Genomic DNA, 22,571 nt, shown 5'->3' on the forward strand with positions numbered 1-22,571 from the left:
CGGGGATGTCTTCATTCCGCCGGATGAGCCGGCTCTCTCGCTGCGCCCGTCTTCCACAGCGAGAAAAGGATGCCTGCGGCAAGGATGGCGAAGGTGATGCCAAGCGACCAGGCCGGAGGGAATTTTTCCCAACCCATCGCCTCGGCCACGAAGACCTTGGAGCCGATGAACACCAGAAGCACCGAGAGCGCGTATTTCAGATAGGCGAAGCGGGCGAGGATCGCGGAGAGCGCGAAGTAAAGCGCCCGCAGGCCGAGGATCGCGAAGATGTTCGAGGTGTAGACGATGTAGGGATCGGTGGTGATGGTGAAGACCGCGGGCACCGAGTCGACCGCGAAGACGAGGTCGGCCAGCTCGATCATCACCAGGGCAAGGAACAGCGGCGTCGCATGGCGGACAAGGCGGCCGGTCTTGCTGTCGGGTTCGGTGACGAAGAAGGCATGGCCGCGCGGGCCGTCGGTGACATGCAGGTGGCGGCGCAGGAAGCGGATCAGGCCGTTTTCGGTGATCTCGTGCTCCTTGTCGGCCGAAAACAGCATCTTGATGCCGGTCAGGATCAGGAAGGCGGCGAAGATATAAAGCACCCAGTGGTATTGGGCGACCAGCGTCGCGCCAAGGCCGATCATCAGCCCGCGCAGCACGATCACGCCCAGGATACCCCAGAACAGCACCCGGCGCTGATATTGCCGCGGCACGGCGAAGAAGCCGAAGATCAGCGCGATGACGAAGATGTTGTCGATCGAGAGCGATTTCTCGACCACGAAGGCGGTCAGATATTGCGCCGAGGCGGTGGCGCCCAACTGCCAGAAGACGAAGCCAGCAAAGCCAAGGCCAAGCGCGATATACATCGCCGAAAGCCTCAGGCTTTCCGCGATGCCGATTTCGTGATCGTCCTTGTTCAGCACGCCCAGATCAAGCGCGAGAAGGGTCAGCACAAGGCTGACAAAAAGCAGCCACATCCAGAGCGGCTGGCCAAGAAAAGACAGAAAAATGAGTTCCACGTGGGCGACCTCTTGCGGTTTGCCGCCGTCTGGTCGCCCGGCTGATGACAGACCATCTGCCGGGCGCGACCATCGAGCGGGTGTCGATGCGGTCCGACATCACGTGGAAGCTTGGAGGAACTTCCGACGCCAGAGGGGCCCGGCCCGCTCCTCCTATTTTGGGCAGGGCAAGCGGGAGTTCAACCCCCCGGGTGCGACATTTTTTCCATTTTTTCGTCGGGCGGTTTTCGGGCATTTCCGGGGCGGATACGAATCCGGTGGCGCATGCCGCCGCACATCGTTAAGAAGCCAAGGCCGGAAATCACGTTCCGGTGACCCGAGTCACACCTGCATGACCAAAAACGAATCCGAGATCCCCGAGCAGGGAGATCGCAGCCAGAGCCACGCCAAGACGGGACTCGCGCTGACCTCCCTCGCCGCGATCGGTGTCGTCTATGGCGATATCGGCACTTCTCCGCTTTACGCCTATCGCGAAGCGATGGTGGCGTCGGGCGCCCATGGCGGCGGCGTCGACCCCGAACATGTTCTGGGCGTCCTTTCCGTCATCACCTGGGCGCTGATCATCGTCGTCACGATCAAATATGTCATCATCCTGATGATGGCCGACAATGACGGCGAGGGCGGGACCTTCTCGCTGCTGGCGCTGGTGCAGCGCGCGATGGGGCGGCCGACGCCGATCGTGCTGGCGCTGGGCATGCTGGGCGCGGGGCTGTTTTACGGCGATGCCGCGGTGACGCCCGCGGTCTCGGTTCTGGGCGCGATCGAGGGGCTGAAGCTGGTCACCCCCGCCTTCGAGCCCTTCATCGTGCCCTTGGCCGTCGTCATCATCGTGCTTTTGTTCGTGTTTCAGAGCAAGGGCACCTCGGCGGTGGCGAAATTCTTCGGCCCGGTGATGATGGTCTGGTTCACCGCGCTGGCGGTGGGCGGCTTCATGAACCTCATCCAGGCGCCGGTGGTGCTCGGGGCGCTCAACCCGCTCCGCGCGGCGGAGCTGGTGACCTCGAACGGTCCGCTGGGCCTTGCCATTCTGGGCGCGGCCTTCCTGGCGGTGACCGGGGCCGAGGCGCTTTATGCCGACCTTGGCCATTTCGGCCGCCGCCCGATCCAGGTGTCCTGGCTGTTCGTCGTCATGCCCGCGCTGCTTCTGAACTACTACGGTCAGGGCGCGCTTTTGCTGACCAACCCCGGCGCGATCGAAAACCCGTTCTTCCGGCTTTACCCGGACTGGGCGTTGTTGCCGATGATCGTTCTGGCGGCGATGGCCACCGTCATCGCCAGCCAGGCGGTGATTTCGGGCGCCTATTCGCTGACCCAGCAGGGGGTGCAGCTGAAGCTGATCCCGCGGCTGCGGATCCGGCAGACCTCGGACACCCAGCAGGGGCAGATCTACATGCCCGAGGTGAACTTCTGGCTGATGCTGGGCGTTCTGATGCTGATCGTGGTCTTCGGCTCGTCCTCGGCGCTGGCGGCGGCCTACGGGATTTCCGTCACCGGCGAGATGTGCATCACCTCGATCCTGGTGATGATCGTGGCGCACAAGCTGTGGAAGCTGCCGCTGCTGCTGGCGGTGGCGATGATCCTGCCCTTCCTTGCGCTCGATCTGGTGTTCTTCGGCGCCAACTCGATGAAGATCTTCTCGGGGGGCTATGTCTCGCTGGCGATCGCCGGGGGGATGATCCTTTTGATGTGGACCTGGCGGCGCGGCGCGGCGATCATCCTCAAGCTGGAACGCGAAAACGACGTGCCGCTCGACATGATCTTCCGGCAGATGGATTCGAAGTCGATCTCGGCCGTGCCGGGCACGGCGATCTATCTGACCGGCACGCCTGACATGGTGCCCGCGGCGATGCTGCACAGCCTCAAGCACTTCAAGGCGCTGCACGAGCATATCGTGATCCTGACCATCGTCACCGAGGATGTGCCGCGCGTCGCCCCGGAAGACCGGGTGAACATGGAAGAGCTGAACGAGCGCTTCCGCCGCGTGCAGCTGCGCTTCGGCTATGCCGAGGAACCCGATGTGCCGAAAGCGCTTTTGCAGTGCCGCAAGCTGGGCTGGAAGTTCGACATCATGGCGACCTCGTTCATCCTGTCGCAACGCTCGCTGAAACTGTCGGGGCAACGCCGGATGCCGGCCTGGCAAAGCCTGTTCTTCTTCTACCTTGCGCGCAACGCGACGCGGTCGTCGGATTACTTCCGCATCCCGGCCTCGCGCGTGGTGGAACTGGGTACGCTCGTGAACGTGTGATGTGACCGCCCCCCGGCCCGGCAGATCGCGGGTTGACGGGGGCGGCCAAATCCTTTCTAACCCCTGCGGTCGATGGCGCCCCCGCCATTGCGACCCTGCCCGGTGCACCGCCTCTGGAGAGATTCCCGTGACCTCGCGTCTTGCGCTTGCCCTGATCACCGTCACCGCGCTGTCCGCTTGCGGCGCGAACAGCTCGTTCCGGCTTTACCCGCTGAGCGGACCGATCGCCGAGCAGAACCCCTCGACGGCGATTCCGATCTCGATCACCGAGGACAGCGAAACCTCGGGGCAGATCTGGTTCAAGCTGCCGAAGCCGAACAAGACCAAATGCAGCGGCACCTGGTCGAGCGTGCAGCCGCGGGTGAAGACGCATGAACGCGGCCTGTCGCTGAAGCTCAAGGATCTGGGCGGCAGCTACAAGAATTCGACCGAGGATGTCGGCGGCGTCAACACCGGCGAGGTCTATGCCGTGTGCAAGGACGGCACCCGGCTGCAGGGCACCTTCATCATGGGATCGGGCACTCAAAGCGGCACCGGCACCGTGACCGACACGCGCGGCAACAGCTACAAGCTGCTGTTCTGAGCCGCGCGCCCGGGGGAAAACCGCCGTCTTGCCGTCGCCGCAGGATTGTTTTGAAAACCCGAAACGAATCGGTGCAAAACCTGCAAACTCTGCTATGCAGGGTGCAGCGAAGTTCTTCTGACCGCACCCTGTCTCCTTCATCGGCTTCAGTCTGCTTTTAGTCCCGACCAAGCCGAGCTGTCGCATTCCGCGGGCAGCATCCTCATGAAGGAGTGATCACGATGGCCAATGGCACCGTGAAGTTTTTCAATCAGAACAAAGGTTTCGGCTTCATCGAGCCGGAAGGTGGCGCGCAGGACGTGTTCGTGCATATCTCGGCCGTCGAGCGTGCCGGGATCTCGCGTCTCGTCGATGGCGCCAAGGTGACCTTCCAGATCGAATCCGGCCGCGATGGCCGCAAGTCGGCCTGCGACCTGGCTCTGGTCTGATCCGCAGCGATTGCGGACGACAGCCATGTCCCCCCCACGCAAGTCTCCGTCTCCCGGCCTGTTCCGGGAGATGCCCCTTGCGCCGCAAACGCCGCATGACAAGACGGCGGCCGCGGCGAAACTGATCATCGAGACGGAAGCCACGAAGCGCGCGGATCGCTCCGCCGCGCTCAAGGCGGCCCGTCTTGCGCGCGATGCGGCGGCCCTGCCGGACGCGAAGCCCGCAAGATGACCCCTCCGTCCCGATGCCCCCTTGCCGCCCCGGAAAGCCCCGGCGCGGCGGAAAGACCTGAATGACGCATACCCAACCTGCCCTGGGCCCCGCGCCCATGGCCTCTTTCCCGCGCAGCCACCCGGCCCAGTCCGGTCTGGGCTGGCGGGACTTTTTCGAACGCCTGGGTCAGGGCACGCTGCCGCAAGGCCCGCGACGGTCCGACCGTCCGGCGCATGATCCGATCCGGTCCTTCAACGGACAGGCGATCCGACCCGTTTCCCGGTGACGGTATCGAGGCGGGGGCGGCGCAGCCGCATCCTGCTTCTGCCGGGTTTCTCACCGGGAGGGGAAGCGGCGCAGTCCCTGCGCCGCTTCCGCCCTTTCATCGCAAGGAGTTTGACCATGGGCTATTCCACCCCGAAGAAGCAACTGGATCTGAAGGAATTTCTGGCGCAGCCGGCGACGAAGCCGGCCTATCGCAACGGCATGTCCTTCCGCCGCGCCGGAACGCAGGCGCGCGGCAGCACCGTGCCCGCCGCGACGCCGCCGAAGACCGCTGACGGCGCGCAGGACAGCTGACGCCCCCGGTCCCCGGTGACGCGGCGGGGTGCTTGTGCCCGCGGCCCGGCCATGCAAGGCTTGCCGCAGGAGGGCCCCATGCAGCGCATCACCATCACCATCGAAGACGATCTTCTGGCCGCGCTTGACGGGTTCATGGCGCGGTCGGGGGCCTCGAACCGGTCCGAGGCGCTGCGCGATCTGGTCCGCCGCGGCCTTGCCGAGGATACCCCCGAGACCGCCGAATGCGTCGGCGTGATCACCTATGCGCTCGATCCCTCGCAGCGAGATCTGGGCCGCGCGGTGCCCGAAAGCCGCCAGCGCCATCACGACACCACGATCGCCGCGCTGTCGGTGCCGCTTGACCATCACGCCGCGGTCGAGGTGGCGGTGATGCGCGGCACGGTCGGCTCGGTGCAGGCCTATGCCAATTCGCTGTTCCTGCAACGCGGCGTGCTGCATGGGCAGACCGCGCTGATCCCGGTCAAGACCGAGATCGAGTTCCATCTGCACGGCACCCGCGCCCATACGCATGAACATCTGCGCGTGCAGGAGCGCTGGAAGCCCTGAACCTCAGCGGCCGATCTTGCGCAAGACCCGTTCGAGCGCGTCCAGAAACCGCGTCCGGTCCGCCTTGGTGAAGCCGCCGCCGCGGCCCTGCAGGAACGGATCGGCGGCGCGCAGATCGGCCATCAGATCGCGGGTGGCCAGCACATTGCCGATATTGTCCGCCGTCAGCGGCTCGCCGGTCGGGCGCAGCACCTGCGCCCCCGCCGCCACGCATTTCGCCGCCAGCGGAATGTCCGAGGTCACCACGACATCGCCCGGCCCGGCCCGTTCGGCGATCCATTTGTCAGCCTCGTCCGGGCCTTGCGCCACGATCACCGTCTCGATCAGCGGATGGGCCGAGGGCCGGAGGCCGCCATTCGACACCACCACCATCCGGGTGCCGTGCCGGGTGCCTACCCGTTCGATCTCGGCCTTCACCGGGCAGGCGTCGGCATCCACATAAATCGTCATGCCTTGGTCCTTTCGGGGGCGGGCGTTTCGGGCTCGGGCCTGCGCCGCATCGAGCCGATCAGATGCCGCAGCAGCTTCGTGCCGGTCTTGTGCAGCGAAAACGCCTGACCCGAGCGGTGCCATTCGCCGATCAGCCCGTTCATGAACACCATCTGCGCGATCGCCGCCTCCTGCGGGGTCAGCGCATCGTTCAGCGAACCCTCGGCATGGGCGCGTTCCATTAGCCGCAACAGCAGCCGGTAGATGTCGGCATTCTTCGATTCGCGCCAGTGCGCGGTGCCGTCGTTCGGTGTGCCGGAGATCAGAATCAGATGCAGCCGCTGCTGCACCGGATTGGATTCGATCGTCTGCAGATAGTCCGATCCGGTGAGTTCCAGCACGTCCAGTGGATCATCGGGCAATTCGCCCGCCGCGGCGGTCTCGATCCGGCACAGCTGCGGGTCTTCGTAGCGTTCGTAAATGGCGCTCAGGACATCGGTCTTGTCCTTGAAATGCCAATAGATTGCGCCCCGCGTCGCGCCCGCCTCGCGGGCGATCTGCTCAAGCGTCGTCTGCGCGATGCCGCGCGTGCAGAACAACCGTTCCGCCGCGTCGAGAATGTTCCGTCGCGTCTGTTCCGCATCCGCCTTGCTGCGCCGCATTCCGCCATCCCCCCGATGGGCCCGCCCACCGCTCCTGTCGCCTTCTTTCGCCTTGGGCGATCCCGGTCAAGCCTTGCATCTGCCTCTTTACAAACATACGCGCATGTATGTAAACCCGCCGCAAGCGGTCCGGTCGGTCGGGCCGGAACGGGAAGGACGTGGCATGGTGCGGATCGGGCGGCGAGGGTTTCTTCTGGGGGCGACGGCGGCGCTGGCGGGCTGCGCGCAGGTCGACTATGCGGCCCCCGCGGCCAAGGCTCCGGCCCGTTTCGAGGCGGCCGCGCCGGGGCGGGCGGCCGCGGGGCCGTGGTGGTCGGCCTTCCGCGATCCGACGCTCGATCAGCTGATCGCGGCGGGGCAGGCGCGCAACCTCGATGTGCTGCAGGCCATCGCCGCGATCGAGGCGGCGCGGGCGAATGTCTCGGGCGCGGATGCCGCCGATCTGCCGCAGCTGTCGGGCACGGTGAAGGGTACGCGCGGCAACACCAGCGGCGCGGGCGTGACGGAGGCCCGCTCGGGCGCGCTTGCGGTGGGCTGGACGGCGGATCTGTTCGGGGCGAACCGCGCGGATCGTGCGGCGGCCTCGGCGCGGCTGGATGCGGCCTATGCCTCGGCCGATGTGGCGCGGCTGGTGATGGAGGGCGCCATCGCCCAGGCCTATGCCGAGCTGCGCTATCAGCAGGCCTCGATCGCGCTGACGCGCAAGTCTTTGGAAAGCCGTCGCAAAAGTCTGGAATTGACGCGCGCGCAGGTCGACAGCGGCGCTGCGGGGCGGTTGGAGCTGTTGCAGGCCGAACAGCTGGTGGCCGAGGGCGAGGCGCAATTGCCGGGCTATGAGACCGGCTTCGATCAGGCGCTGGTGCGCCTTGCCACGCTGACGGCGCAGCCGGTCTCGGTGCTGCGGCCGCAGCTGAGCCGGGGCGCAGGCCAGCCGCGGCCGCGCTTCAAGGCCAGCGTCGGCGTGCCCGCCGATGTGCTGCGCGCCCGTCCCGATGTGCGTCTGGCCGAGCGCAACTATGCCGCCGCGGTCTATGATATCGGTGTCGCCAAGGCGGCCTTCTACCCTTCGGTCACGCTCTCGGGGTCGGTCTCGCCGACGCATCTGCGCGGCTCCGGCGCGATCCGCTACTGGGCGGTCGGTCCCGCGCTCGATCTGCCGATCTTCACCGGCGGTGCCAACCGCGCGAAGCTGCGCGGCGCCGAGGCGCGGGCGGTGCAGGCGAAACTGGCCTGGGAAAAGGCCGTGCTGACCGCCATCGACGAGGTCGAAAGCGCGCTTGCCGCCTATAACCGCGATGGCCGCAACATTGCCGCGCAGAGGCATCTGGTCGCGACCAGCGCCGAGACACTGGATCTGTCGCGCACCAATTACGCCTTGGGCGAAGGCGATTTCATGACCGTTCTTGACGCGGAGCGCAGCTATCTGGCAGCACAACAGAGCCAGGCCACGGCCGAGCGGCAGCGCGCTGTCGATTTCATCACCCTCAGCATCGCCGCCGCTGGCGGGATCCGCTGACCTTCCTTTTTTCGCACAGGTATCCCATGTCGCTTTCGAAAACTCTGGGGTTGATCGCCCTGCTCTTGCCACTGCCCGCCGTTGCGCAGCAAGGCCCGCAGGGCCCGGCCCCCGTCACCACCGTCATCGCCCATGCGCAGGATCTGACGCTGAACGCGCGTCTGCCCGGCCGGATCAAGGCCTCGACCGAGGCGGAGGTGCGCCCGCAGGTCTCGGGCATCCTGCGCGGGCGGCTGTTCGAGGAGGGCTCGGTCGTGACCGAGGGCCAGCCGCTCTACAAGATCGAGGATGACAGCTATCAGGCCGCCGTGGCCGCGGCGAAAGCCGCGGTGGCGCAGGCGAAAGCCTCGCGCGATCTGGCGGTGCTGGAAGAAAAACGCGCGGTCGAGCTTTTCGCCACGCGCGCGGGCTCGGCGCAGAACCGCGATACCGCGGTGGCGAAGCGGGCGGCGGCCGATGCCGAGGTGCAGGCGGCCGAGGCGAAGCTGCAAAGCGCCACGATCGAGCTTGACCGGACCACGATCCGCGCGCCCATCGCCGGGGTGATCGGGCTGACGCAGGCCACGCCCGGCGCGCTGGTGGCCGCCCAGCAGGCGACCGCCCTGACGACGATCCGGGCGCTTGACCCGGTCTATGTCGACGTGACGCAATCGGCGACCGACATCCTGCGCCTGACCTCGACCGTCGAGGGCCGGGCGATGCGGGCGCTTGGCGAGGCCGGGCTGATCCTGGCCGATGGCTCCGCCTATCCGATCCAGGGCAAGCTTGAAGCCGCCGAGCCGCGGGTCGAGCCGACGACCGGCATGGTGACCTTGCGGATGAGCTTCCCGAACCCCGATCATATCCTTCTGCCCGGGATGTATGTCGAGGTGGACCTGCCGCAGGCGCTGGCCCGGGGCGCCTTTGCGCTGCCGCAAAATGTGGTGATGCGCGAGCCTTCGGGCGGGGCCTATGTCTGGGTCGTCGAGGAGGGCAAGGTGGCGCAAAAGCCGGTGACGGTGGCGACCGCCCGCGGCTCGGACTGGATCGTGACCGGAGGGCTGTCCGAGGGCGATCAGGTGATTTCCTCGGGCTTCCAGAAGACCGGCCCCGGGGCGCCGGTGACCGTCGTTCCGGCCGAGGGGCAGTGACATGGCGCGTTTCTTCATCGACCGGCCGATCTTCGCCTGGGTCATCGCGCTGGTGATCATGGGGGTGGGGGCGCTTGCGATCCTGCGCCTGCCGGTGTCGCAATATCCCTCGATCGCCTCGCCCGCCGTCGTCATTTCCGCCGCCTATCCGGGCGCTTCGGCGGAGACCGTCACCGATACCGTGGTGCAGGTGATCGAAAAGCAGATGACCGGCCTCGACGGGCTGCGCTACATCAAATCCAGCACCACCGCGACGGGCCGGGCGACGATCACGCTCACCTTCGCTTTGGGCACCGATCCCGACATCGCGCAGGTGCAGGTGCAAAACAAGCTGGCGCAGGCCGAGGCGAGCCTGCCCGAAGCCGTCACCCGGCAGGGCGTGACGGTGAAGAAATCGACCACCGGCTTCCTGATGGTGGCGGCGCTGATCTCGCCCGACAAGTCGCGGTCTTCGGTCGAGCTGTCCGATTACATGAACGCCTCGATGGTCGAAAGCTTCTCGCGGCTCAAGGGCGTCGGTGCGGTGCAGGTCTTCGGCTCGGAACATGCGATGCGGATCTGGCTCGATCCGCGCAAGCTCAAGGCCTATGACATGGCGCCCGCTGCGGTGATTGCCGCGGTGAAGGGGCAGAATGCGCAGATCTCGGCCGGGTCGTTCGGGGCGCTGCCCGCGCCCGAGGGGCAGATGCTGAACGCCACGATCACCGCGCAATCGCTGCTCAAGACGCCTGAGGATTTCGAGCGCATCGTCTTGCGCGCCGATACCGATGGCGGGCTGGTGTTGCTGCGCGATGTCGCCCGGGTCGAGCTTGGCGCGGAAACCTATGACATCAACGCATTTTACAACGGCACCCCCTCGGCCGGGATGGCGATTCAGCTGGCCTCGGGGGCCAATGCGCTCGATACGGCGAAGCTGGTCAAGGAGCGGCTGGCGGAACTGGCGCCCTATTTCCCCCCGGGGATGGACTATGTCATCCCCTATGACACGACGCCCTTTGTCACGCTGTCGATCGAGGAGGTGATCAAGACCCTGTTCGAGGCGATCGTGCTGGTCGTGCTGGTCATGCTGGTCTTCCTGCACAATCTGCGCGCGACGCTGATCCCGACGCTTGCGGTGCCGGTGGTGCTTCTGGGCACCTTTGGCGTCATGGCGGCCTTCGGCTTCTCGATCAACACCTTGACCATGCTGGCCATGGTTCTCGCCATCGGGCTTCTGGTCGATGACGCCATCGTCGTCGTCGAGAACGTCGAGCGGATCATGGCCGAGGAGCACCTTTCCCCGCGCGAGGCGACGCGGAAATCGATGGGGGAAATCTCCGGCGCGCTGGTCGGCATCGCGCTGGTGCTGTCTGCCGTCTTCGTGCCGATGGCCTTCTTTGGCGGCTCGACGGGCGAGATCTACAAACAGTTCTCGGTCACCATCGTTTCGGCCATGGTGCTTTCGGTGCTGGTGGCGCTGGTCTTCACCCCCGCGCTTTGCGCCACGATCCTGAAACCCCATTCCGAAGCCAAGGGCGGTTTCGCGAACTGGTTCGGCGGCCATTTCGAGACCCGCTTCGGGCGGCTGACGAATGGCTATGGCGGCTTGACTCGCTGGGTCGTCGCCAATCCGCTCAAGGGGCTGATCGTCTATGCCTGTCTGGTGGCGGCGATGGGGGCGCTTTATCTGCGCACCCCCACCGCCTTCCTGCCCGACGAGGATCAGGGCGTGTTGATGACGCTCATTCAGACCCCCTCGGGCACCACCGCGGCCCAGACGAAAAAGGTCGTCGAGCAGGTCGAGGGCTATTGGCGCAAGGCCGAGGCGGAGAATATCGACGCGCTGTTTTCGGTCGTCGGCTTCTCTTTCGCCGGTCAGGGCCAGAACATGGCGATGATGTTCATCAAGCTGAAGGACTGGAAGGACCGGCCGGGGCCGCAAAACGGGGCGCAGGCGATTGCGGGCCGGGCTTTCGGGCCGCTGATGGGCGGCATCAAGGAGGCGATCGTGATTCCGATCGTGCCGCCGCCGGTCTTGGAACTGGGCAACTCGAACGGCTTCACCGCTTTCCTGCAGGCCCGGTCTGGTCAGACGCATGAAGAGCTTCTGGCCGCCCGCAACCAGCTTCTGGGCATGGCGAAGCAAAGCCCGAAGCTGATGGCGGTGCGCCCGAACGGGGTCGAGGATGCGGCGCAGTTCCGTCTCGATATCGACTGGGCCAAGGCGGGGGCGGTGGGGCTGACCGCGGCGGATGTGGGCAGTTTCCTGACCACGATCTGGTCCTCGGCCTATGTGAACGACTTCCTGCACGAAGGCCGGGTGAAGCGCGTCTATGTGCAGGGCGAGCCCTGGGCGCGCTCCACCCCCGCCGATTTCGCGCTCTGGCGGGTGCCGAATGCGCATGGCGATTTCGTCTCGCTCTCGACCTTTGCCACCGAGAAATGGGTCTACGGGCCGCAACAGATCGTCCGTTACGACGCGCTGCCGGCGATGGAGATTCAGGGCTCGCCGGTGCCGGGCCTGTCCTCGGGCGCGGCGATGACGGAAATGGAGACGTTGGCCAAGCAATTGCCGCCCGGCTTCGCGCTGCAATGGTCGGGCCTGTCGCTGGAGGAGAAGGAGGCGGGCAACGGCGCGATGGCGCTTTATGCGCTCTCGCTCGCCGCGGTCTTCCTGTGCCTTGCGGCGCTTTACGAAAGCTGGGTGATCCCGGTGGCGGTGATCCTGGCGATGCCTGTCGGCATCATCGGGGCGCTGATCGGCTCGTGGCTGGGCGGTCAGGCGAACGGGGTCTATTTCCAGGTCGGTCTGCTGACCGTTGTCGGTCTGACCGGCAAGAACGGCATCATGATCGTGGAATTCGCCCGCGAGCGGATGCGCAGCCTTGGCGAAGATGCGCTGACCGCCGCGGTCGAGGCCGCCCGGCTGCGCTTCCGTCCGATCCTGATGACCTCGCTGGCGTTCACGCTCGGCGTCGTGCCGCTGATCCTCTCGACCGGCGCCGGGGCGGGCGCGCGCGAGGCGATCGGTTACACCACGTTCTTCGGCACGCTGACGGGCACGGTGCTGGCGATCTTCTTCGTGCCGCTGTTCTTCCGGCTGACGAACGCGGCCTTTACCCGCCGCAACCGGGCGCAGAGGGCCTGAAAGACCGGGGCGGGGCGGAAACGTCCCGCCCGCCTGTTTCACGCGCTTGCGATGCCATCGCGGCTTGACGCGGGCGCCTGTTGGGTGAACCATCCAGTTCAGACCCGGGCCGGTTCAGACCCGGGATTGCCACGGAGGCTCTGATGTCCTTGCGCAGTGTCACTGCCGTTTCTCTTGCGACCGTGCTGGCGCTTGGCCTGCCGGTGCAGGCGCAATCGCCCTTTGCCGGGCTTTTGTCGCGGATCGAGGGGGCGGGGGAGCAGACCGGCGTCACCGCCTCGAACGGGCGGCTGGAGACGCAAAGCGTCGATGTGGCCGGGAAATATGCCGGGCGGCTGATCGAGGTCACCGCGTCAGAGGGGCAGATGGTCGAGGCGGGGGCGGTGTTGGCGCGGATTGACGACCGCGATGCCCAGGCGAAACTGCTGGCGGCCGAGGCCTCGGTGCTGCAGGCCGAGGCGGCCAAGGCGGGCGCCGAAGCGGCGGTGATGCAGGCGCAAAGCGCGCTGGACGTGGCGCTGACGAACCGCGCCCGGGTCACGAAGCTGACCGCCGAGGGCCATGCCGCGCAGGCGCAGCTTGATGATGCGTCGAATGCGGCAACGGCGGCGACGGCCTCGCTGGCCTCGGCGCGGGCGCAGGTGCAAAACGCCACCGCGCTGATCGCGGCCGCGGAAGCCAGCCGCGAACAGGCGAAGATCGCGCTCGAGGATCTGGTGATCCGCGCGCCGATCCGCGGCCGGGTGCTGTATCGGCTGCACGAGCCGGGCGAGGTGATCGCGGCGGGCACGCCCGTGGTGACGCTGCTCGATCTGACCGATGTCTACATGGTGCTTTATCTGCCTGCTTCGGTCGTGGGGACTTTGGCGCTGAATGACGAGGCGCGGCTGGTTCTGGACCCGGTGCCGCAATATGTGGTGCCCGCGCGGGTGAGTTTTGTCGCGCCCCAAGCGCAATTCACCCCGAAATCGGTCGAAACCAGCACCGAGCGCGCCGATCTTGTGTTCCGCGTCAAGCTGGCGATCCCGCGCGATCTGCTGTTGCGCTTTGCCGACAGCGTCAAGGTCGGCGTGCGCGGCATCGGCTTCGTGCGCGCGACCCCCGACACGCCCTGGCCCGCCGATCTGGCGGTGAAGCTGCCCGAGTAGGCCGATGCAGCCCGTTGCCCGGCTGAGCGGCGTTTCCCATCGCTATGGCGCGGTGACCGCGCTTGACGCGGTGACGCTGGATATTCCCGCCGGCGTGATGGCCGGGCTGATCGGCCCCGATGGCGTCGGCAAATCGACGCTGATGGCGCTGGTGGCCGGGGTGCGGCGCGGCCAGACCGGCCTTGTCGAAAGCCTGGGCGGGTCGATGGAGAGCCGCGCCCATCGCGCCGCCGTCGCACCGCGCATCGCCTATATGCCGCAAGGCCTGGGGCGGAACCTGTATCCGACGCTGAGCGTGACCGAGAACCTGCAGTTCTTCGGGCGGCTTTTCGGTCAGGGCGCGGCCGAACGGGCCGAGCGCATCGCGATGCTTCTGGACGCCACCGGCCTTGCGCCCTTTCCCGACCGTCCGGCGGGCAAGCTTTCGGGCGGGATGAAGCAGAAGCTGGGTCTTTGCGCCGCGCTGATCCATGACCCGGACCTTTTGATCCTTGACGAGCCCACGACCGGCGTCGATCCCTTGTCGCGGCGGCAGTTCTGGGAGCTGATCGCCCGCGTCCGTGCCACCCGGCCCGGCATGAGCGTACTGACCGCAACGGCTTACATGGAAGAGGCCGACCGCTTCGACTGGATCGCCGCGATGGAGGCGGGCCGGGTCATCGCCACCGGCACACCCGCCGATCTGCTGGCCCGCACCGGGGCGCAAAGTCTGGAAGGGGCTTTCGTCGCGCTTCTGCCCGCCGAGATCCGCGCCCGTCATGCCCCGGTGCCGGTGCTGCCGCGCCCTGAAAATCAGGGCCGCACCGCCATCGAGGCCGAGGGGCTGGTGAAACGCTTCGGCGGCTTCACCGCGGTCGATCACGTCGGCTTTTCGATCCCCGAGGGCGAGATTTTCGGCTTTCTCGGCTCGAACGGCTGCGGCAAGACCACGACGATGAAGATGCTGACCGGGCTTCTGGACCCGACCGAGGGCACGACGAAGCTCTTCGGCCGGGAACTTGGCCGCTCTGACATGACGGCGCGGCTGGGCATCGGCTACATGTCGCAGGCCTTCTCGCTTTATGGCGAGCTGACAGTGCGGCAAAACCTGATCCTGCATGCGCGGCTTTACGGCGTCGCCCCCGAGCGGCGCGAGGCCCGGGTGGCCGAGGTGATGGCCGAATTTGATCTGGCCGAGGTCGCCGGGGCGATGCCCGAAAGCCTGCCGCTGGGCATCCGGCAGCGGCTGCAACTGGCCGTCGCCATGATCCATGAACCGCCGATCCTGATCCTCGACGAGCCCACCTCGGGCGTCGATCCGGTGGCGCGCGACGGGTTCTGGACGGTGCTGATGCGGCTCTCGCGCGAAAAGGGCGTCACCATCTTCATCTCGACCCATTTCATGAACGAGGCGGCGCGCTGCGACCGGATCTCGCTCATGCATGCGGGCCGGGTGCTGGAGGTGGGCACCCCCGCCGAGATCGTCGCCCGCCATGGCGCCGACACGCTGGAGGCCGCCTTCATCGCCGTGCTGGAGGCCGAGGGGGACGGCGACGATGCCCCGCCCGAGGCCCGGATGCCCGCCCCCGTCGCGGCGCCGAAGGGCAGGGGGCTTGCGGCCCTCACCCGGGCCTACGCCTATTCCTGGCGCGAGACGCTGGAACTGGCCCGCGATCCGATCCGGCTCTTCTTCGCGCTTCTGGGCCCGGTGATCCTGATGCTGGCGATGGGGTTCGGGATTTCCTTCGACGTCGACCGGCTGTCTTTCGCGGTGATGGATCAGGATCAAAGCACCGAAAGCCGCCGCCTGACCGAGGGCTTCACCGCGATCCCGCAATTTGCCGAAGCCCCGCCCTTTGCCAGCCCGGACGAGCTGCAGGGCCGGATGGGGCTGGGGGGCGTGACGCTCGCGCTGGATATCCCCGAGGGCTTCGGGCGCGATCTGCACCGCGGCGCGGTGCCCGAAATCGGCCTGACCTTTGACGGGGCGATGCCGTTCCGCGCCCAGACCGCGCAGGGCTATGCCCTTGGCGTATTGCAGGATTTCAGCGACAAGATCGCCGCCGAGGAGGGGATCGGACAGACGAGCAAGGTCGGCTTCGAAACCCGCTATCTCTTCAATCAGGCGTTTGAAAGCGCCAATGCCATGGTGCCCTCGGTGCTGATGCTGATCCTGATGCTGGTGCCTGCGGTGATGGCGGCGGTCAGCGTCGTGCGGGAAAAGGAAACCGGCACGATCGCGAATTTCCAATCCACCCCTGTCAGCCGGATCGAGTTTCTGGTCGGCAAGCAGCTGCCCTATCTGGTGCTGGCCTGGGTCAGTTTCTGGGTGCTGGTGACGCTTGGGGTGACGGTCTTTGGCGTGCCGCTTTCGGGCAGCCTGCCCGCGCTGGGCTTTGCGGCGCTGGCTTATGTCACCGCGACCACGGGTTTCGGCCAGCTGATCTCGGCCTTCACCCGGACGCAGGTGGCGGCGGTCTTTGCCACCGCGGTCGTGTCGATCATCCCCACGGTGAACTTTTCCGGGCTGATCGTGCCGGTCTCCTCGCTGGGCGAGGGCGGACGGATCTTCGGTCTGGCCTTCCCCGGCGCCTGGTTCCAGCCGGTCTCGGTGGGCGCCTTCCTCAAGGGCTTCGGCTGGCCCGAGGCGCTTGCCGCCGCATCCGTCCTTGGCCTTTTCGCGGCGGTCTATCTGGCGCTGGCGATCCTTTCCCTTCCCAAGCAGGAGCGGTGAATGCGCAGCCTTCGCAACATCCTTTGGCTGACCGGCAAGGAACTGCGGGCGATCCGGGGCGACCGGGTGATGCTGGTGCTGATCGCCTATGTCTTCACCCTGGCGGTCTGGCTGGTGTCGGACGCCGCCAGCACCGAGGTCGATCATCTGGCCACCGCCATCGTGGATGAAGACCGCAGCCCGCTGTCCGCCCGGCTGACCGATGCGATCCGCCCGCCGCTTTTCGCCGAGCCGGTGCCGATGACCGCCGCCGAGGCCGCCGCCGCCCAACGCGCGGGCGAGGCGATCCTGGTGCTGACGATCCCGCCCGATTTCGAACGTGACCTGCGTGCGGGCCGCGCGGCGACGCTGCAGATCCTTGTCGATGCGACGGCGGTGGCGCAGGCGGGCAATGGCGCCAGTTTCCTGCGCCAGACGCTGACACAGGAGCTTTCCGCCGCGCTGACGCCCGGCGCCGCCAGCGCCGATCCGGTCCGGGTGGTGTTTCGCAACGCCTTCAACCCGAACCTGACCTCCAGCTGGTTCAGCGCGGTGATGCAGCTGATGAACAATGTCACCATCCTGATGCTGATCCTGTCCGGGGCCTCGATGATCCGCGAGCGCGAACATGGCACGATCGAACATGTGCTGGTGATGCCCGTCCGCCCGCATGAGATCGTCGCGGCGAAGATCCTCGCCTCGGGGGCGGTGATCCTTCTGGCCTCGCTGTTCAGTCTGGTCGTGGTGGTCGAGGGGGCGATGGGCGTGCCGGTGGCGGGGTCGCTTTGGCTTTATGCCAGCGGCGCGGCGATCTATGTGGTGGCGGTGGCCAGCCTGGGTCTGCTGCTGGCGTCGTTCACCCGGACGATGGGGCAATTCGGGCTTCTGGTCATTCCGGTGATCGTGCTGATGATCCTTTTGTCGGGGGGGATGACGCCGCTGGAATCGATGCCGGACTGGCTGCAGGGCACGATGCGCACGATCTCCCCCGCGACGCATTTCGTCATCTTCGCCCAGGCGGTGCTTTATCGCGGCGCGGGGCTTTCGCTCGTCTGGCCGGAAATGGCGGTGATGGCGGGCATGGCGGCGGTCGCGGTGACGATCGTTCTGGCGCGGTTTCGCAAGGTTCTGGCGGGCTGAGCGTCGTCCTTGACCGGGCACACCGATCCTTAACAGGCCGCTGAAATAGTCGGCCTCGACCGCGGATGCAGAACATGATTCACCCCTTCCCATAGCGAAGGGGGATCACGATGCGGGGCACGGACGAGACGAGCGGGTCGCTTTTCAGCTATGTCGACCTCGAGGATCGCATCCCGGCCAGGCATCCGCTGCGCAAGATCCGGCAGGTGGTCAATGATGCGCTGGCCAGCCTCGATGCTGATTTCGAAGGGCTTTACATCCGCTTCGGCCGCCCCTCGATCGCGCCGGAACGGCTGATCCGGGCGAGCCTTCTGCAGATCCTGTTTTCGATCCGCTCCGAGCGCCAGCTGATGGAGCAGATGGATTACAACCTGTTGTTTCGCTGGTTCGTCGGGCTGGGGATCGACGATCAGGTTTGGGTGCCGACGGTTTTCACGAAGAACCGCGACCGGCTGATGAATACCGAGATGTCGCGCAAGATAATGGCCGCGATCCTGGCGCATCGCGAGGTGGCGCCGCTCCTGTCGGACGAGCATTTCTCGGTCGATGGCACGCTGGTGAAGGCTTGGGCGTCGATGAAAAGCTTTCAGCCGAAGGCGCCGCCGCCCGAGGCCGAGGATCCCGATGATGATCCGGGTGACGAGGATCCCGGCGCGCCGCCGCCGCCAAGCCCCGCCCCCGACGCGACCGAAGCAAAGCCCGATCCGATGCCCCGCAGCCGCCGCCAGAACCGCAATGCCGAGGTCGACTTCCGGGGCGAGAAACGCTCGAATGCGACGCATGCCTCGACCACCGATCCCGAGGCGCGGCTTTACAAGAAATCCCCCGGCACCGGCGCGATGCTGTGCTTCATCGGCCATGCGCTGATGGAGAACCGCTCCGGCCTGATCGTGCAGGGCGAGCTGACCCGCGCCGATGGCCACGCCGAACGGCAAGCCGCGCTCGACATGATCCACCGACATTCGCCGGGGTCAACCCGGCGCCTGACGCTGGGCGCCGACAAAGGTTATGACGCCGCCGAATTCATCCGAGATCTGCGCAGGGCCTGCGTCACGCCCCATGTCGCGCAAAAGGCCCGACATTCCGCCATCGACCGCCGCACCACCCGCCACGACGGCTACGCCCTTTCCCTCAAGCATCGAAAGCGGATCGAAGAGGCTTTCGGCTGGGCCAAGACGGTCGGAGGGATGGCGCAGACGATGTATCGCGGCATCGAACGGGTGCAGTCGCGGTTCATCCTGACGATGGCCGCCAACAATCTGGCAAGACTGCCCAGGCTGCTCGCCGCCTGAGGACGAAGAGCAGTGGACCGGCGGGCGCTCAAGCCCAGAACTCGTACGAAAACGGGAAGTCCTTCTCGTCTGCCGACTATTTCAGCGGCCTGTTAACGACTTGCGGCTAGGCTCGGCGCAAATCTCCGGGAGGGCCGCATGTCCATTCTCGTCATTGATGACGAAGCCGCCGTTCGCGACGCCTATCGGCTGCTGTTTTCCGGCCCCGTGATCGCCCGTCCCGTGTCGCGCGCCGATGCGCTGGCCGCGGATCTGTTCGGTGCCGCGCTGCCGCCGCCGCCGTCCCGCGAGGCCCCGGCTTTCGAGGTCAGCTTTGCCGCGCAGGGGCTGGAAGGGGTCGAACTGGCGGCGCGGGCGTTGCAGGAGGGCACGCCCTTCAAGGTCGCTTTCGTCGATGTGCGGATGCCGCCGGGGATCGACGGCAAGGAAACCGCGCGCCGGTTGCGCGCGATCGATCCCGATCTGCAGATCGTCATCGTCTCGGCCTGGTCGGACCATTCGGTGACCGACATCACCGCCGTGGCCGGTCCGGCCGACAGGATCTTTTACATCTGCAAGCCCTTCGAGCCCGACGAGGTGCGGCAGATGGCCCGGGCGCTCAGCGAAAGATGGGACAATGACACCCGCCAGCTGATGGTCCTGCGCGCCAAGATCGCCGAACTGGCCGCCAGCGAGGCCCGCGCCCAGCACATCGCCAGCCATGATTTCCTGACCGGCGCGGCGAACCGGATGGCGTTCCAGAACCGGCTGATCGAACGGCTTGAAGCCGGGGCGACGGATCTTTTCGTCGCCTTCCTCGATCTCGACAATTTCAAGCATGTGAACGACACGTTCGGTCATGATGCCGGCGACGAGGTCATCCGCATGGCCTGTGCCGCCTTTTGCGCCCGCGCCCCCAAGGGGGCGATGGTGGCGCGTCTGGGGGGGGACGAGTTCGGCGTGTTGCTGACCGGGATGGACCGGGAGACGGCGGTGGCCACCTGTCAGGCACTTCTGGAAACCTGTTCGGGGGATTTCTCGGTTTTCGGCAATTCGGTGTTCATCGGCGCCTCCTGCGGGCTGGTCGATGGCTCCTGCCATCCCGATTGCGACGCCGCCGATCTGATGCGCTTTGCCGATCTGGCGCTGTTTGCGGCGAAACAGGACGGCGGCCAGACGGTGCGGGTCTTCGACAAGCAGCTCGACGCCAGCCAGCAGTTCCGCCAGCGCATCGAGGCGGGGCTGTTCTACGCGCTTGCCAGCGACGAGCTGTCGATCCATTACCAGCCCATCGTCGCCTCGGACACGCTGGAGGTGGTGGGCTACGAGGCGCTGTTGCGCTGGAACAGCCGTGATTACGGCACCGTGCCGCCCGGTGTCTTCATGCCGATCGCCGAGGAAAGCCCGGTGACGCTGCTTCTGGGCGACTGGGTGATGGAACGGGCGCTGCGCGATGCCCGCAGCTGGCCTGGAAAGGTCACCGCGATCAATTTCTCGCCGCGGCAGTTCCAGCGCCAGGATTTCGTGACCCGGCTGGCGGCCGAGGCGCGGCAGAACGGTGTTTCCTCCGCGCTGATCCAGATCGAGGTCACCGAAACCACGCTGCGCGCCCATGCCCGGCAAAGCCGCAAGATCGTCGGCGAGCTGCGCGCCCAGGGCTTCCGGGTGGCGATCGACGATTTCGGCACCGGCGCCTCCAGCATCGCCAGCCTGCAGGATCTGGCCGTCGATGCGATCAAGATCGACCGCAGTTTCATCGCGGGAATGGACCGCGACCGCCCCTCGGCCGCGATCGTCACCGCGCTGTCGCATCTGGCCGCCGGTCTGGGCCTTGAAATCGTTGCCGAAGGGGTGGAACGGATCAGCCAGCGCGACGTGCTGCGCCAGCTTGGCTGCACCCATCTGCAGGGTTTCCTGTTCGGCCAGGGTCAGGCGGTGGAGCGGGTTCTCTCCGCCTCCGGGGCAGAGCCGGGCCGCAGCGCCGCCGGGTGAGATGGCGGATGCGCCTGCCCGCCCCGCCCGCCAAAAGCCTGCGCGCCGCCCTGATCGTCGAGCTGACGGCCATCGGCATCTGCGCTGCGGCGCTGTTTGCGGCGGTGCTCGGCATGATGATCCAGAGCAGCTTCGGCGCGCTGGAAAGCGTCGAGATCGGCCGCGATGTCGACCGCGCCCGGGCGGCGCTCCGGGCCGATCTTGTCGCCAACGAGGCACAGGTGCTCGACTGGGGGCTTTGGGACGAGACCTTCTTCTATCTGCGCGCTTTCGATCGCGCCTATGAAGACCGCAACATCAACGCGCTTTCTTTCGTCAATGCCGAAATCTCCTGTGCCGCCTTCCTGCGGCTGGATCGCTCGGCGCAACGCGCCTTTTGTTTCGATCCCGGGACCGCGGCGCCCGACCCCGATCTGGCCGCTGCCGTTCTGACCGATATCGACAGCATGGCGCTGCAGCCCTCTCGCGATGGCAAGACCGCCTTTGCGGGGTATTGGCAGCAGGGCGGGCGCCTTTTCGCCGTTGCCAGCGCCCAGGTGCGGCGCAGCGACGGGTCGGGCACGCCCGAGGGGGTTCTGATCTTCCTGCGTCCGATCGAGGCGGCAAGCCTGTCGCAAACCCTGCAGGTTCCGGTGCGGTTCGACTTTTCGGAGGTTTCGACCGAGCCGGTGGTGGTCGGCGCGGGCGATCTTGTGGAGGTCGCGGTGCCGGTGGCGATGGGCGCGGGGCCGCCGGTGGCGATGCTGCGCTTTCAGCTGCCGCGGCTGGTGCTGGCGGCGGGCGAGCGGCTGCGCGATCTGACCGTGGTGGCGCTGCTGGGCCTGCTGGCGGCGCTGATGGCGCTGCTCGGGCGGCGGCTGTCGACGCGGGTTCTGGCGCCGATCCTCGCCTTTCGGCAGCATGTGGTGCAGATCCGGCAGGCGGGCGAGCTGGTGCCGTTCGAAGGCCCGCCGCGGGCCGATGAAATCGGTGCCCTGCATAGGGATTTCAACGCGATGGCGGCGGAACTCGAGGCCCTGCGGCTGTCCCATGCCGAGCAATCCTTCGCGCTGGGCCGCGCGCAGAATGCGACCGGGCTTTTGCACAATCTGCGCAACAGTCTCAGCCCGGTGCGGGTGATCCTTGCCGATCTGAACCGCCATCTGCTGCCGGACCTGCCGCCCGAGGCGGGCCGGGCGCGGCAGGAACTGGCCGATCCGCAGACCGCCCCGGACCGCCGCCGACGCCTTGTCGCCTATCTCGAGGCGCTTGACGCCGAGCGGGACCAGCGCGGGGCCGAGGCGCGGGCGCTGCTGCAGGAGGCGGGGCGCTGCCTGACCGAGGCGCTCGAAGCGATGCGGGCGCCGTGCGATCCCGCCCGGGTGCCCCGCGACGAGGCCTGCGATCTGACCCGGGCGCTGGGCCGCGCCGCAACGGCGGCACGCTTCATCGAGGGGCCGAAGATCGACCTGTCGATCGACTGTCCGCCGGGGCTGCAGGTGCGCGGCAACCGGGTTCTGCTGGCGCAGATCCTGGAAAATCTGGTCGTCAACGCCACCGAGGCGATCGCCGCCAGTGGCCGGGGGCAGGGCCGCATCGCGATCGGCGTGACGCTTTCCGAAGACGGCCAGCGCTGCCGCGTCACGCTGGCCGATGATGGCGACGGCTTCGATGCCGCCACCGGGGCGCGGCTGTTCGAGCGCGGCTTTTCCACCCGCACTGACAAGCACGGCGGGCTGGGGCTGCATTGGTGCGCCAACACGCTTTCGGTGCTGGGGGGCAGCCTGTCGCTGAGCAGCCCCGGCAGGGGACTGGGCGCGGTGGCCTGTCTCGATCTGCCGCGGACCGGGGCCTCGGCCGGGCGGTTGCGCCCGGCAGGCTGAAGG

19 protein-coding genes are annotated in these 22,571 nt (G+C 66.9%); 16 read left to right on the top strand and 3 right to left on the bottom strand.

Annotated elements, in window-relative coordinates:
- Positions 1-11 precede the first annotated feature (11 nt).
- Positions 12-1,001, bottom strand: coding sequence for a TerC family protein (locus tag AC4PTB_RS03330; protein ID WP_492191683.1), 990 nt, complete (start codon positions 999-1,001; stop codon positions 12-14).
- Between the two features lie 331 nt (positions 1,002-1,332).
- Here AC4PTB_RS03330 and AC4PTB_RS03335 point away from each other — a divergent pair, with 331 nt between their 5' ends.
- The 7 genes from AC4PTB_RS03335 (at position 1,333) to nikR (ending at position 5,599) form a co-directional block, all read left to right on the top strand.
- On the top strand, positions 1,333-3,246 hold the full coding sequence (locus AC4PTB_RS03335; protein WP_492191684.1) for a potassium transporter Kup: 1,914 nt from the start codon (positions 1,333-1,335) through the stop codon (positions 3,244-3,246).
- Positions 3,247-3,373: 127 nt separating this feature from the next.
- Complete coding sequence (locus AC4PTB_RS03340; protein WP_492191685.1) at positions 3,374-3,829, top strand: hypothetical protein; 456 nt, start codon at positions 3,374-3,376, stop codon at positions 3,827-3,829.
- 221 nt (positions 3,830-4,050) lie between these two features.
- Positions 4,051-4,257, top strand: coding sequence for a cold-shock protein (locus AC4PTB_RS03345; RefSeq protein ID WP_013066351.1), 207 nt, complete (start codon positions 4,051-4,053; stop codon positions 4,255-4,257).
- A 70-nt stretch (positions 4,258-4,327) separates the two neighbouring features.
- Positions 4,328-4,489: a hypothetical protein gene (locus tag AC4PTB_RS03350; protein ID WP_492191686.1), complete on the top strand. Its 162-nt coding sequence runs from the start codon at positions 4,328-4,330 to the stop codon at positions 4,487-4,489.
- Positions 4,490-4,550: 61 nt separating this feature from the next.
- Positions 4,551-4,757 carry a hypothetical protein gene (locus AC4PTB_RS03355; RefSeq protein ID WP_492191687.1) on the top strand — a complete coding sequence of 69 codons (207 nt, stop codon included), beginning with the start codon at positions 4,551-4,553 and terminating at the stop codon, positions 4,755-4,757.
- A gap of 116 nt (positions 4,758-4,873) precedes the next feature.
- Positions 4,874-5,050, top strand: coding sequence for a hypothetical protein (locus AC4PTB_RS03360; protein ID WP_492191688.1), 177 nt, complete (start codon positions 4,874-4,876; stop codon positions 5,048-5,050).
- A gap of 78 nt (positions 5,051-5,128) precedes the next feature.
- A complete protein-coding gene (gene nikR, locus AC4PTB_RS03365; RefSeq protein ID WP_492191689.1) occupies positions 5,129-5,599 on the top strand; it encodes a nickel-responsive transcriptional regulator NikR in 471 nt (156 codons plus the stop codon).
- Between the two features lie 3 nt (positions 5,600-5,602).
- Here the strand turns inward: nikR and AC4PTB_RS03370 are convergent, their stop codons facing one another.
- Positions 5,603-6,049, bottom strand: a complete 447-nt coding sequence (locus AC4PTB_RS03370; RefSeq protein ID WP_492191690.1) for a YaiI/YqxD family protein — start codon at positions 6,047-6,049, stop codon at positions 5,603-5,605.
- Entirely contained in the window at positions 6,046-6,690 is a 645-nt protein-coding gene (locus AC4PTB_RS03375; protein WP_492191691.1) for a TetR family transcriptional regulator, read from the bottom strand. Before AC4PTB_RS03375 ends, AC4PTB_RS03370 begins: the two co-directional genes overlap by 4 nt.
- A 103-nt stretch (positions 6,691-6,793) precedes the next feature.
- Here AC4PTB_RS03375 and AC4PTB_RS03380 point away from each other — a divergent pair, with 103 nt between their 5' ends.
- The 9 genes from AC4PTB_RS03380 (at position 6,794) to AC4PTB_RS03420 (ending at position 22,568) form a co-directional block, all read left to right on the top strand.
- Positions 6,794-8,206, top strand: a complete 1,413-nt coding sequence (locus AC4PTB_RS03380) for an efflux transporter outer membrane subunit (RefSeq protein WP_492191692.1) — start codon at positions 6,794-6,796, stop codon at positions 8,204-8,206.
- A 26-nt stretch (positions 8,207-8,232) separates the two neighbouring features.
- Positions 8,233-9,336 (top strand): efflux RND transporter periplasmic adaptor subunit, encoded by a 1,104-nt coding sequence (locus AC4PTB_RS03385; RefSeq protein ID WP_492191693.1) that lies wholly within the window; start codon positions 8,233-8,235, stop codon positions 9,334-9,336.
- Position 9,337: 1 nt separating this feature from the next.
- The gene (locus AC4PTB_RS03390; RefSeq protein ID WP_492191694.1) at positions 9,338-12,463 is read left to right on the top strand and encodes an efflux RND transporter permease subunit; all 3,126 of its coding nucleotides are present in this window, start codon (positions 9,338-9,340) and stop codon (positions 12,461-12,463) included.
- Positions 12,464-12,606: 143 nt separating this feature from the next.
- A complete protein-coding gene (locus AC4PTB_RS03395; RefSeq protein WP_492191695.1) occupies positions 12,607-13,611 on the top strand; it encodes an HlyD family secretion protein in 1,005 nt (334 codons plus the stop codon).
- Between the two features lie 4 nt (positions 13,612-13,615).
- On the top strand, positions 13,616-16,324 hold the full coding sequence (rbbA, locus tag AC4PTB_RS03400) for a ribosome-associated ATPase/putative transporter RbbA (protein ID WP_492191696.1): 2,709 nt from the start codon (positions 13,616-13,618) through the stop codon (positions 16,322-16,324).
- Positions 16,325-17,443 carry an ABC transporter permease gene (locus AC4PTB_RS03405; RefSeq protein ID WP_492191697.1) on the top strand — a complete coding sequence of 373 codons (1,119 nt, stop codon included), beginning with the start codon at positions 16,325-16,327 and terminating at the stop codon, positions 17,441-17,443. It begins immediately after the preceding gene.
- Positions 17,444-17,553: 110 nt separating this feature from the next.
- Positions 17,554-18,735: an IS5 family transposase gene (locus AC4PTB_RS03410; RefSeq protein ID WP_492190214.1), complete on the top strand. Its 1,182-nt coding sequence runs from the start codon at positions 17,554-17,556 to the stop codon at positions 18,733-18,735.
- Between the two features lie 138 nt (positions 18,736-18,873).
- Positions 18,874-20,706 (top strand): putative bifunctional diguanylate cyclase/phosphodiesterase, encoded by a 1,833-nt coding sequence (locus AC4PTB_RS03415; protein WP_492191698.1) that lies wholly within the window; start codon positions 18,874-18,876, stop codon positions 20,704-20,706.
- Between the two features lie 8 nt (positions 20,707-20,714).
- A complete protein-coding gene (locus AC4PTB_RS03420; RefSeq protein ID WP_492191699.1) occupies positions 20,715-22,568 on the top strand; it encodes a CHASE4 domain-containing protein in 1,854 nt (617 codons plus the stop codon).
- Positions 22,569-22,571 lie beyond the last annotated feature (3 nt).

The organism is Rhodobacter sp. 4.3.4, assembly GCF_058724655.1.